The sequence below is a fragment of the Pedomonas sp. genome, assembly GCF_036515995.1.
Classification (GTDB): domain Bacteria; phylum Pseudomonadota; class Alphaproteobacteria; order Sphingomonadales; family Sphingomonadaceae; genus Pedomonas.
The window spans coordinates 1-12428 of the sequence record NZ_DATBUP010000216.1 but is presented as its reverse complement, the minus strand read 5'-3'; the positions used below and the strand labels follow the sequence as shown (position 1 = coordinate 12428).

12 protein-coding genes are annotated in these 12428 nt (G+C 64.3%); all 12 read left to right on the top strand.

The features are described from left to right. Positions 1 to 265 precede the first annotated feature (265 nt). A complete protein-coding gene (gene rpsB, locus VIG90_RS15835; protein WP_331594485.1) occupies positions 266 to 1033 on the top strand; it encodes a 30S ribosomal protein S2 in 768 nt (255 codons plus the stop codon). A 463-nt stretch (positions 1034 to 1496) separates the two neighbouring features. Next, positions 1497 to 2426, top strand: coding sequence for a translation elongation factor Ts (gene tsf, locus VIG90_RS15830; RefSeq protein ID WP_331594484.1), 930 nt, complete (start codon positions 1497 to 1499; stop codon positions 2424 to 2426). Positions 2427 to 2555: 129 nt separating this feature from the next. Beyond that, on the top strand, positions 2556 to 3281 hold the full coding sequence (gene pyrH / locus VIG90_RS15825) for a UMP kinase (protein ID WP_331594483.1): 726 nt from the start codon (positions 2556 to 2558) through the stop codon (positions 3279 to 3281). 17 nt (positions 3282 to 3298) lie between these two features. After that, entirely contained in the window at positions 3299 to 3856 is a 558-nt protein-coding gene (frr, locus tag VIG90_RS15820) for a ribosome recycling factor (RefSeq protein ID WP_331594482.1), read from the top strand. Between the two features lie 4 nt (positions 3857 to 3860). Continuing rightward, entirely contained in the window at positions 3861 to 4598 is a 738-nt protein-coding gene (locus VIG90_RS15815; protein WP_331594486.1) for an isoprenyl transferase, read from the top strand. Between the two features lie 6 nt (positions 4599 to 4604). Next, positions 4605 to 5447 (top strand): phosphatidate cytidylyltransferase, encoded by an 843-nt coding sequence (locus tag VIG90_RS15810; protein WP_331594481.1) that lies wholly within the window; start codon positions 4605 to 4607, stop codon positions 5445 to 5447. Beyond that, entirely contained in the window at positions 5444 to 6631 is a 1188-nt protein-coding gene (locus VIG90_RS15805) for a 1-deoxy-D-xylulose-5-phosphate reductoisomerase (protein ID WP_331594480.1), read from the top strand. Before VIG90_RS15810 ends, VIG90_RS15805 begins: the two co-directional genes overlap by 4 nt. 5 nt (positions 6632 to 6636) lie before the next feature. Then, positions 6637 to 7782, top strand: a complete 1146-nt coding sequence (gene rseP / locus VIG90_RS15800; RefSeq protein ID WP_331594479.1) for an RIP metalloprotease RseP — start codon at positions 6637 to 6639, stop codon at positions 7780 to 7782. A gap of 54 nt (positions 7783 to 7836) precedes the next feature. After that, entirely contained in the window at positions 7837 to 10428 is a 2592-nt protein-coding gene (gene bamA, locus VIG90_RS15795) for an outer membrane protein assembly factor BamA (RefSeq protein ID WP_331594478.1), read from the top strand. 1 nt (position 10429) lies between these two features. Further along, positions 10430 to 11038 (top strand): OmpH family outer membrane protein, encoded by a 609-nt coding sequence (locus VIG90_RS15790; protein ID WP_331594477.1) that lies wholly within the window; start codon positions 10430 to 10432, stop codon positions 11036 to 11038. Positions 11039 to 11217: 179 nt separating this feature from the next. Beyond that, positions 11218 to 11676, top strand: a complete 459-nt coding sequence (fabZ, locus tag VIG90_RS15785; RefSeq protein WP_331594476.1) for a 3-hydroxyacyl-ACP dehydratase FabZ — start codon at positions 11218 to 11220, stop codon at positions 11674 to 11676. A 174-nt stretch (positions 11677 to 11850) separates the two neighbouring features. Continuing rightward, positions 11851 to 12428, top strand: a 578-nt coding sequence (locus VIG90_RS15780) for a hypothetical protein (RefSeq protein WP_331594475.1), incomplete at its 3' end; no start/stop codon positions are given.

Below are 12428 nucleotides of genomic sequence, written 5' to 3'. Positions count from 1 at the left end.
GAGCGCGGTCCGATGAAACGACAGGGGAATTGCCAAGGGGGTTGAGACCCCCTTGGCGGAAAGAGCTGCCATCGCTCTGGCTTGCCCAGTGCTTTTGACCCGGTGTCTTCTTGATCCGGAGTGCTTTTTGACTGAACGGGTTGCTTGATTTCTGTTCCGGGCTGGGGTAATGCCCCCGCCATCTCACACGCGGAGGCGAGCCTTCCCGGTGGGCCGAAAGGCCGAACCCTCCGCGGCGGATACTAACTGGAGAAGGAGAAAACGGATGGCGGTTCCCGTCGTTACGATGCAGCAGCTTCTGGAAGCTGGCGCACACTTTGGTCACCAAACCCACCGCTGGAACCCGCGGATGGCGCCGTACATTTTCGGCGAGCGCAATGGTGTCCACATCATCGACCTGTCGCAGTCGGTGCCCCTGCTGGCACGCGCCCTGCAGTTCGTCCGTGACGTGACGGCTGCCGGCGGCAAGGTGCTGTTCGTCGGCACCAAGCGTCAGGCTCAGGATCCGGTGGCGGAAGCAGCAGCCCGCTGCGGCCAGTACTACGTCAACCACCGCTGGCTGGGCGGCATGCTCACCAACTGGAAGACGATCAGCCAGTCGATCCGCCGCTACAAGCAGATCGAAGAGCGTCTGTCGTCCTCGACCTCCGGTCTGACGAAGAAGGAAATTCTTCGCATGACCCGCGATCGCGACAAGCTGTCCCAGTCCCTGGGCGGTATCCGCGACATGGGCGGTCTGCCGGACGTGATCTTCATCATCGACACCAACAAGGAAAACATCGCGATTCACGAAGCCAACACCCTTGGCATTCCCGTGATCGCCATCCTTGACACCAACTGCAAGCCGGACGGCATTGCGTTCCCGATCCCGGGCAACGACGACGCTTCCCGCGCGATCAAGCTCTACTGCGACGCGATCGCCGACGCCGTTCTGGACGGCAAGGTCGGTGAGCAGGTTCGCAAGGGCCGCGACATCGGCGCTCTCGAGCAGCCGGTCGAGCAGGCTGTGGCCGAAGCTCCGGCTGCCCAGTAAGACAAACCCCGGAGGCGGGTTCGCCGGCTGCAAGGCCAGCGGGCCCGCCTTGGGCGTTTTGCCTGCGTGATTGCGTTTTCGGGCGCGCTGATGTTTCGGGCAAATGTTCCAAGCATGATGTTCCAAGCTCAGTGACGTTCTTTGACGTAACGACGTTTTTCAACGCATTGACACATTAACGTGTTAGTCCCCGATTATGGCGGGACTCCATCGCGGTATCCGACAGTAGATTTTCCCGCGTACATGGACCCTCGCAGCGGCACGAGCGGCGCAGGCTTGGCGGAGCCCTCCGAATTGCAGAGGTGGGCTCAGGGAGCATAAGGGCCTGACAAAGCACTGGGCTTGAATAGGGCCGGGAGCTTAAGGGCCAAAGGCTTGAAGGGCTGGGCTTGGCGAGCACTGGGCCGGTTTGCGAGGTGGCACGTTTCCGGTAACGACTGCGATCAGACCGAAGGGATGAGACATGGCTGAGATTACTGCGAGCCTGGTGAAGGAACTGCGCGAGAAGACCGGCGCAGGCATGATGGACTGCAAGAAGGCGCTGAACGAGACCAATGGCGACCTGGAAGCGGCCGTTGACTGGCTGCGCACCAAGGGTCTGGCCGCCGCTGCCAAGAAGGCAGGCCGCGTTGCGGCCGAAGGTCTGATCGGCGTTGCCGTCTCCGGCACCAAGGGCGCCCTGGTTGAAGTGAACTCGGAAACCGACTTCGTTGCCAAGAACGAGCTGTTCCAGAGCTTCGTGCGCACCGTGACCGAGATCGCTCTGGAAAAGGGCGACGATCTGGACGCTCTGGCCAACGCTGCCTACCCGGGCGGTTCGGGCACCGTCTCCGAGCAACTGACCCAGAACATCGCCAACATCGGCGAGAATCAGTCGCTGCGCCGCGCGGCCACCCTGGAAGTGTCGCAGGGCGTGGTTGCCGGTTACGTGCACAACGCCATTGCACCGGGCATCGGCAAGATCGGCGTGCTGGTCGCGCTCGAATCGGCCGGCGACGCTGCAAAGCTGGAAGCTCTGGGCAAGCAGATCGCCATGCACGTGGCGGCCGTGAGCCCGCTGGCTCTGGACGAGACCGGCATCGATCCGGAAGTGCTGGAGCGTGAGCGCGCCATCGCTGCCGAGAAGGCCGCTGCTTCGGGCAAGCCGGCCGAGATCGTCGAGAAGATGGTCGAAGGCGCTCTGCGCAAGTTCAAGGAAGAAGTGGTTCTGACGAGCCAGGTCTTCGTGATCGACGGCAAGACCAAGGTTGGCGACGTTGTTGCCCAGGCCGGCAAGGACGTTGGCGCTCCGGTTGCCCTGAAGGGCTTCCTGCGCTTCCAGCTGGGCGAAGGCATCGAGAAGCAGGCCAGCGACTTCGCAGCCGAAGTTGCCGCTGCTGCCGGCACCAACTAAACCGAACTGTTGGCAGGACCGGCCAGCCCCATTATGGTGCTGGCCGGTTTTGCTTGTCTGAAGACCGGCGTCCGTCCATTCAGGTTCGGGACGCTTCAACGAACACAGAGATCAGGAGAGACGGGGACTATGACGGCGCGGCGGCGATTTAACCGGGTCCTCCTCAAGCTCTCCGGCGAGTCCCTGATGGGCACCGGGCAGTACGGTATCGATCCGGCGACGGTTGAGCGGATCGCGATCGAGGTGAAGCTGGCGCGCGACGCGGGCTTCCAGATCTGTCTGGTCGTGGGCGGCGGAAACATCTTCCGCGGGCTGGCGGCAGCCGCCAAGGGCTTCGACCGGGCCTCGGCCGACTACATGGGCATGCTGGCGACCGTGATGAACGCGCTGGCGGTTCAGAACGCACTGGAGCACATGGGCGTCGAGACGCGGGTTCTGTCCGCCATTCCGATGTCGAGCGTGTGCGAGCCCTATATCCGGCGTCGCGCGGTGCGGCACATGGAGAAGGGCCGCATCGTGATCTTCGCAGCCGGCACCGGCAATCCGTTCTTCACCACCGATACCGCAGCGGCCCTGCGCGCCGCGGAAATGGCCTGCGACGGCCTGCTCAAGGGCACGCAGGTGGACGGCGTCTATACCGCCGACCCGAAGAAGGACTCGAATGCGGTTCGCTACGATACGCTGAGCTTCAACAAGGTTCTGGCAGACGACCTGAAGGTGCTGGACGCCTCCGCGGTCGCGCTCTGCCGTGACAACAACATCCCGATTGTTGTTTTCTCGATTCACGAACATGGAAACCTGGCGCGGGTGCTTGAAGGCACCGGCACGGCAACCATTATCAGCAACGAAGCCTGACAACGGGGCAAGATATTATGAGCAGCTACGATAAAGCCGACCTTGAGCGCCGGATGCGCGGCGCGCTGGAAACCCTGAAGCACGACTTCGCGGGCCTGCGGACGGGCCGCGCCTCCACGGCGCTTCTGGATCCGATCGTGGTGGAAGTTTACGGCGCCAACATGCCGCTGAACCAGGTGGCGACCGTCACCGCGCCGGAGCCGCGCATGCTGTCGGTTCAGGTGTGGGACCGCTCGAACGCCAACGCTGTCGAGAAGGCGCTGCGCGCCTCCGGCCTCGGCCTGAACCCGATTGCCGAAGGCCAGGTGATCCGCCTGCCGATTCCGGAACTGACGGAAGAGCGCCGCAAGGAACTGGCCAAGCTCACCAACCAGTATGCCGAGAAGGCCCGTGTTGCCGTGCGCAACGTGCGCCGCGACGGCATGGACGCCCTGAAGAAGGCCGAGAAGGACGGCGACATCGGTCAGGACGACCACAAGCGCCGCGCCGACGAGATCCAGAAGATCACCGACAAGATCATCGGTGAGATCGACGCGGTGACCGCCGCGAAGGAAAAAGAGATCCTCGGTAAGTGATAGGCTGACGTTGACCGCGACCGCACCCTCTCTTCCGGCCGCGCATACGCCGCCAAGGCATATCGCGATCATCATGGACGGCAATGGCCGGTGGGCGAAGCGGCGACTGCTGCCGCGCGCCCTCGGCCATCGGCAGGGTGCGGAGGCCGTGCGCCGCACGGTCACGGCCTGTGCGGAAATGGGCGTGGGGTACCTGACCCTCTACGCCTTCTCGTCAGAGAACTGGAAGCGTCCGCCCGAAGAGGTGGACGATCTGATGAGCCTGCTGCGGGTTTACCTGCGCAACGAGGTCTCCGAGCTGAACCGCCAGAACGTGCGGCTCCGGGTGATCGGCGATCGCACCCGCCTGTCAAAGGACGTGGTGGCGCTGGTGGAGGAATCCGAAGCGCTTACCGCGTCCAACAGCGGGCTTACGCTCATTCTGGCGCTGAATTACGGCGCCCAGTCAGAGATTGCCGCTGCCGCGCGGGAGATCGCCCGCAAGGTGAAGGCGGGCGAGATCGACCCGGAGACGGTGTGCGAGCAGACGGTGGCAAGCCACCTGCTGACCCACGACATTCCGGATCCGGACGTGATCATCCGCACCTCCGGCGAGCAGCGGCTCTCCAACTTCCTGCTGTGGCAGGCCGCCTATGCGGAACTGATCTTCGTGCCGTGCCTTTGGCCGGACTTCGACCGGGAAGCCCTTGAAGCGGCCATCGCCGACTTTGCGCAGCGCGACCGGCGCTTTGGCGGACGGTGAGTTCCCGTGTCCACAGAACAGGTCCATACCGGCTCTGAACCGGCAAAATCCGATCTCAAAGTGCGCGCCATTGCCGGGGTGGTGATGGCCGCCGTCGCTATCGGCCTGTTGTGGCTGGGCGGCCTTGCTTTCCTGACCCTGACGCTGGTGATCGGCGCGCTGGTGCTGCGGGAGTGGTGCACGGTCACCGGTGCCGGTCAGCCGCGCATCGTTTACCTGCTGGCGCTCACGCTGCTGGCGGCCGGCTTCGGCCTTGCCGGGGCGGGCAACTGGCCGATGGGGTTCGCGCTCACCCTCGGCGGCGGGGCTTTTCTGGGGCTCGCAGGACTGGTGCTGAAGCAGCGGTCCCTGCGCTGGGTGGGGCCGGGGCTGATCTATGCCGCCGTGCCCGCGCTGGCGCTGGCCTGGCTGCGCCACCTGCCGGACGGCTTCAAGATCGTTCTCTGGGTGATGGTGGCGGTCGCGATGACCGATACCTGCGCCTACTTTGCGGGCCGCCGCTTCGGCGGGCCGAAGCTGGCCCCGCGCATTTCTCCGAAGAAGACCTGGTCCGGCCTGATCGGCGGCACGATTGGCGCGGCGCTGTCCGGCTGGGTGCTGGGCGCGCTCTTCGGCCTGCCGCTGGAGAAGGCGATCTGGCTGGCGGGCGGCGCGGCGGTGCTGGCGGTCGTCTCCCAGATGGGTGATCTGGGCGAATCCGCGCTGAAACGTGCATTCGATGTAAAAGATTCTGGAAGTATCCTGCCCGGACATGGGGGTATCATGGACCGCGTGGACGGTCTGGTGGCCGCGGCCCCGCTGGTCGCGCTGGCCGAACTGTTCGGGCTGGGGATAGGAGCATTGCTGTGAGTGCACGGCCGATCACCATTCTGGGGGCTACCGGCTCGATCGGCCGCTCGACGCTCGATCTGGTGGGGCGCAACCCGGACAAGTACCGCTGCGTCGCGCTGACGGCGAACAGCAACGTGGTGGAGCTGGCCGAGGCCGCACGCAAGTTTCGCCCTGAAGTCGCCGTGGTGGCGGACGCCAGCGCATACAGCGCGCTGAAGGAGGCGTTGGCCGGCACCGGCATCGAGGTTGCTGCAGGAGCGGAAGCCGTGGTGGACGCGGCGGAGCGCCCCGCGGACTGGGTGATGTCCGCCATCGTGGGCGCGGCGGGCCTGCAACCGACCCTGAAGGCGGCGCAGCGCGGCGCGACCGTGGCGCTGGCCAACAAGGAATCGCTGGTGTGCGCCGGTGATATCGTGACCCGCGCGGCAAACGACAGCGGCGGGCGGCTGCTGCCGGTCGATTCCGAGCACAACGCCATCCACCAGGTATTCGACTACGAGCGCCCGGAACGGGTGGCGCGGGTGATCCTGACCGCCTCCGGCGGGCCGTTCCGCGAGCGGTCTCGCGCAGAGATGGCGCTGGTGACCCGGGAGCAGGCACTGTCTCACCCGGTGTGGTCGATGGGCGCGAAGATTTCTATCGATTCGGCAACGCTCATGAACAAGGGGCTGGAGCTGATCGAGGCGCACCATCTGTTCCCGGTTTCGGTCGAGCAGTTGGACGTGCTGGTGCATCCGCAGTCCGTCGTGCATTCGCTGGTGGAGTATGTGGACGGCTCGGTTCTGGCTCAGCTCGGCACGCCGGACATGCGCACGCCGATTGCCTACACGCTGGCCTGGCCGGATCGAATCGAAACCCCCAGCAAGCGCCTGGACTTGGCGGCTATTGGAAAGCTGACCTTCGAGGCGCCGGATCCGGAACGCTTTCCGGCGCTGAATCTGGCCTGGTCGGCGCTTCGGGCTGGCGAAGGCGCTCCGGCCGTGCTGAACGCTGCTAATGAGGTGGCGGTTCAGGCTTTCCTTGATGGCAGGATCGGCTTTCTTGATATCGCCGCAATCGTGGCGGACGTTCTGGACAAGCTTGGAGCGCCGAAGATCGGCAGCCTCGCCGACGTAATGGCTATCGACAGCGAAGCCAGGCGGACGGCGGAGACTGCGGTTCTGGCACGAAATGGGGCCGCGGTGGCGGCAGGGAAAAGGTAAAACGGATGGTTGAACTGCCGCAGCCCGGTCTCTTCTTCACCATCGCGATTTTCCTCGTCGTTCTCGGGGTGCTGGTCTTCATTCACGAATGGGGCCACTACATCGCCGGACGCATCTTCAAGACCCGTATCGACACCTTCTCCATCGGCTTCGGCCGGGAGCTGCTGGGCTGGACCGACAAGGCGGGCACCCGCTGGAAGCTGGCGGCGCTGCCGTTCGGCGGCTACGTGAAGTTCGCGGGGGACGCCAACGGGGCCAGCATGCCGAGCCCCGAGGCCATTGCCGCCATGACGCCGGAGGAGCGGGCAGGGACGTTCGCCCTCAAGCCGGTGTGGCAGCGGGCGATCATCGTGGCGGCCGGGCCGCTGGTGAACTTCCTGTTCGCCATCCTGATCTTCGCCGGTTTCTTCATGACCATCGGCCAGCAGTACACCCCGGCACGGGTGTCTGACGTGATGCCGAACAGCCCGGCGGCAGAAGCCGGGTTCGAGCCGGGCGACCTCATCCTCTCCGTGAACGGCGGCAAGGTGGACACCTTCGAGGAGGTGCGTGACCGCATCCGTCTGCACCCCGGCGAGGGGTCGCTGCGCGTGGTGGTGGACCGCAACGGCGTCGAGCGCGAGCTGACGGTTGCGCCGCAGCGGATCGAGGACAAGGACCCGTTCGGCAACGTTTACGTTCGTGGGCAGGTGGGTCTGATGGGGGGCATGCCGGAGCTTGTGCGTCGGGGGCCGATCGAATCCTTCTATTACGCCACCGAGGCGACCATCGATCTGACCGTGATGATGGCGCGGGGCCTTGCCGAGATCATCACCGGCGACCGCTCGGTGAAGGAGTTGGGCGGTCCGGTGAAGATCGCGCAGGTTTCCGGACAGCATGCTTCGCTCGGCCTCTTGACGTTGATCAGTTTCATGGCACTGATTTCTCTGAACCTCGGCTTCGTGAACCTGCTACCGGTGCCGATGCTTGACGGTGGCCATTTGTTTCTCTACGCGATCGAGGCTGTCCGTGGCCGTCCGGTCAGCCAGAAGGTGCAGGAATGGGCGTTTCTTGCCGGTTTTACGCTGGTGGTGTCGTTGATGGTCTTCTTGACGTGGAACGATCTTGCATCCTTCGGGCTCTGGGACCGGCTCTCGGGTCTTCTCGGTTGAGCGCGTAATCTTGATTTTTTCTAATATGGCTTCAGCGGGACAGGGGCAAAGCGCGTGAGTTCTAGGGGTAATATCCGGTCTTCTGCATCAACGCTGGCTGCGATCCTGACGGTGTCGACGGCACTGACGCCGTTCGCCGTTGAAGCACAGCAGGTGGGACCGGCCGGGCCGAGCGCGCCAGCGCAGCAGGCTCCGGCACCGCAGGCGGCTCAGCCCGCAACACCGGCCGGGGGGCAGGCTGGCGGACAGTCCGCGCCGGTCGCACCGATCGCGCCGTCTCAGATGAGCGTGGTGCGGGCGATTGCGATCGAGGGCAACCAGCGCCTGGAGGCGGAGACGGTCCGCTCGTACATGAACCTCTCGGTGGGGGACAGCTACGATCAGGACATCCTCGACCAGGCCCTGAAGCGCCTGTTCTCGACCGAATTCTTCGCCGACGTACAGATCCGGGACAACAACGGCATCATCACCGTGGTGGTGCGCGAGAACCCGATCATCAACCGCATCGTCTTCGAGGGGAACAAGAGCCTCAAGGAAGACAAGCTGCGCCCGGAAGTGAAGCTGGCCCCGCGCCAGATCTTCACCCGTTCAAAGGTGCGGGCGGACGTGGCGCGCATTCTGGAACTGGCGCGCCGTTCGGGCCGCTTCGCCGCCTCGGTGAACCCGAAGGCGATCCAGCTGCCGCAGAACCGTATCGACCTGGTGTTCGAGATCAACGAGGGTCCGAAGTCCAAGGTCCGCCAGATCAATGTGATCGGCAACGAGCAGTTCTCCGACGGCGAACTGCGCGGCGAGCTGGCCACCCGCCAGTCCCGCTGGTGGCGGTTCCTGACCTCGAACGATACGTACGATCCGGACCGCACCGCGTACGATCGTGAAAAGCTGCGTCAGTTCTACCTGACCGAAGGCTATGCGGACTTCCGCGTGGTCTCGGTGGGCTCGGAACTGGCTCCGAACCGGCGCGACTTCATCCAGACCTATCTGGTGGAAGAGGGCCCGCGCTACAAGTTCGGCAAGATCGATGTGGAAAGCCGCATTCGTGACCTGAAGCCGGAGATGCTGCGCGCGCTCATCGGCATTCAGGAAGGCAGCTGGTACAACGCCAAGCAGATCGAAAGCACGATCGAGAGCCTGACCGAGACGGCGGGACTGTTCGGTTACGCCTTTGCGGAGATCCGTCCGCAGATCAACCGCAACAAGGAAGACCTGACGATGGACGTTACGTTCGTCGTCAACGAAGCGCCGCGCGTCTATGTCGAGCGGATCGACGTGAACGGCAACGTGCGCACGCTGGACAAGGTCATCCGCCGCGAGTTCCGCTTGGCCGAGGGTGATCCGTTCAACAGCTTCAAGGTGCGGCGCTCGCGCGACCGTATCCAGTCGCTCGGCTTCTTCCAGGAGAACCTGGAGATCGAGCAGAAGCCGGGCTCGACGCCTGACCGCGTCATTCTGGAAACCAACGTGGAGGAAAAGTCCACGGGCGAACTCCAGATCGGCGCGGGCTTCTCCAGCCTTGAGCGGTTCATCGCCGACGTGTCGGTGACCGAGCGCAACCTCATGGGCAAAGGCCAGGAAGCGCGGGTGAGCTTCACGCTTTCCAGCTACCGCAACGAGCTGGAGCTGTCGTTCACCGAGCCGTACTTCATGGACAAGAACCTGGCGGCGGGTATCGACGTCTACCGGCGCGACCTGAACAGCTTCCGCTACAACAGCGTGGGCGATAACGACCGCCAGACCACCTACGAGGAAGTGACCACCGGTTTCCGTCTGCGCTCGGGTTTCCCGATCACGGAATTCTGGTCGCTGGGCCTGCGCTATGGCCTGTCTCAGGCCGAAGTGTCGCTGGACAAGGGCGTCTACTTCACCAACGGCCAGTGCAACCTGTTCACCGCCGGCACCTACCTGTGCGATCTCGTCGGTCCGGAAGGCAAGTCCAACCGCACCACCTCGGCCGTAGGTTACACGCTGGTGTTCGACAACCGCGACAACGCGATCCGTCCGAGCCGGGGCCAGCGCTTCACCTTCAGCCAGGACGTGGCCGGTGTGGGCGGCGGCGTGAACTACGTGAACAGCCGCGTGGACTACGACCGCTATTTCAACCTGTTCAACTCCGGCTGGATCCTGCGCTCGGGCGTGGAAGGCGGCTGGGTGTTCGGCTGGGGCGGCGAGGACGTGCGGATCAACGACCGCTTCTTCCTGGGTGGCCCGCGCATTCGCGGCTTCGCCATTCGCGGTATCGGTCCGCGCTCCGTTCGTACCTGCACCAAGGCTGGCGTGACCGCCAAGACCTGTACGGCCGAGGGTCTGTCCTACGACGATCCGCTGGGCGGCGAACTGTACTACCTCGGCAGCGTCGAGCTCGAGGTGCCGCTGGGTGCAGGTGCACGCGAAATGGGCCTGCGCACCTCGACCTATGTCGACGTGGGCAGCCTGTGGAAGGTGGGTCGCAATCCGTCCTTCGGCACGACAACCGGTGTCGAGGAGCAGCTGCTGGGCGATTCCGCCAAGCCGCGCGTGTCGGTTGGTATTGGCGTAATGTGGAATTCACCGTTCGGCCCGTTCCGGATCGACCTTGCCAAAGCTCTGGTCAAGGAAGAGGGTGATGACACCGAAGTCTTCCAGTTCAACATAGGGACTCAGTTCTAAAATGAAGAAAGTTCTCCTGACCGCTGCTGTCTCCGCGGGTTTGGGCCTGGCGATGATCAGCCCGGTCATGGCGCAGGAGGCCGCTCCGGCCGCCTCGGCTGCCCGCTCCGCTTACCTCGTTGTCGACCTGAACCGCGTCGTTCAGGAATCGGCCGCTCTGAAGGCGGCTCAGCCGACCCTGGACTCCAAGCGCAACGCTCTGGAATCCAAGCTGAAGACCCTGCAGTCCCAGCTGGAAGCCGACGCCAAGGCCCTGCAGCAGCAGGCCGAATCCGGCATCGCCGCTCCGGACGTGCTTCAGGCCAAGCAGCGCGAACTGCAGCAGAAGGCCCAGAAGGCCGACCAGGAAGTGGCAACGATGCGCAATGACTACGGCCGCACCGAGAACCACGTGGTCAACCAGATCCTCGAGGGCTCGCGTCCGGTGATCAACCAGATCATCCAGGAGCGCGGCGCGACCCTGGTGCTGAACCGCGACGCCGTCGTGTTCGCCAACAGCAGCATCGACATAACCGGCGACGTGATCGCTCGCATGCAGAAGTCGCTGCCGACCGTCTCGACCACGCCGCCGGCTCCGCAGGCCGCGCAGCAGCCGGCCGCGAAGAAGTAAGAGCTTGAACGCAGCCGGTGCCGCCTTGGCGCACCGGCGGACGTTTCCGGGACGGGATGCGGTGCTGAACAACCGCATCCCGTTCCTGTTGCGGGGGCAGCCCTCCCTGTGGTTGCCGCGGCGACCTGATTTCAGAATTTGATTTTTTGTTCAGACACTTGTGACGAAGGGGTGCGCTCATGTCGGAAACCGCCGAAGCCGTAACCATTGAACTCCAGCGTATTCTGGAAATGATTCCGCACCGCTACCCGATGCTGCTCATCGATCGGGTGGAACAGGTTGTGAAGGACGTCTCGGCGGTTGGCATCAAGGCCGTCACCATGAACGAGCACTTCTTCCAGGGCCATTTCCCGGGCCACCCGGTGATGCCGGGCGTGCTGATCGTGGAAGCGATGGCGCAGACCGCCGCCGTGCACGCAGTGCATTCCATGGGCCCGGAGGCCGAGGGCAAGCTGGTGTTCTTCATGAGCATCGAGGGCGCGAAGTTCCGCAAGCCGGTGCTGCCGGGCTGCATGCTGGAGCTGCGCGTGACCCAGACCTACGCCCGTGGCGGCGTGCGCAAGTATCGCGGCGAGGCTTACGTGGGCGAGACGAAGATGGCCGAGGCCGACTTCGGCGCGATGATCGCCAACAAGTAAGGCGCGACGCCTGACCATGACGGAAGGCCGGGGCGAAAGCTCCGGCCTTTTTGCTTGCCCCGACAGTATTTCGGGTGGGCGGACAGAATATACTCGGAATAGTTGCGTGCGGGCGTGGCAGGGGGCGGCGCGAGAGGGTAGGATCGGGCCGGGCAATCACAGGGGATGCAAGCCATGCGATCGGGGCTTTTGGCGGGTTTGGTGGTTCTTGGCGCGGCGCTGACGGCAACGTCTGCATCCAGCCAGATAGCGATGGTCCGCGCGGTTGAGGCCAGCACGGAGCGTGACTGGCGGCACGAGCGGTCCGGCATGACGTTTCCAGCGGTTCTGGTCGGTGCCAAGCGCGACGCGGTGCAGGATACGACCTCCAGCGAGTACGACGTGTTTGCGCGCTATGTGTCTGAAGACAACGCCACCGCCATCCTGATTCACGTCTACAGCCCGGCGGCGATGAGCGTGCCGCTGTGGTTCGATCGGGCGCACGTGGCACTCGCGCTCGGGAACGGATCTGGGCCGACCAAACCGGCAACGATCTTCGCGCCTCCCGGCAGCAAGACGGCCAGCGCGATGCGGGTCAGTTACGAGAACCCAACCAATGGGACGGCGGCCGCGGTGGCGATGGTTCCGCTGGGAGACTGGCTGGTCAAGATCAGCATCGCAGGCAAAGGCTCTGGCGCGGAAATCGAGAGCCGGATCGACCAGATTCTGAAGGCGATCAACCTGCCCGATCTGCCGGACGCCCCGACGGCAGT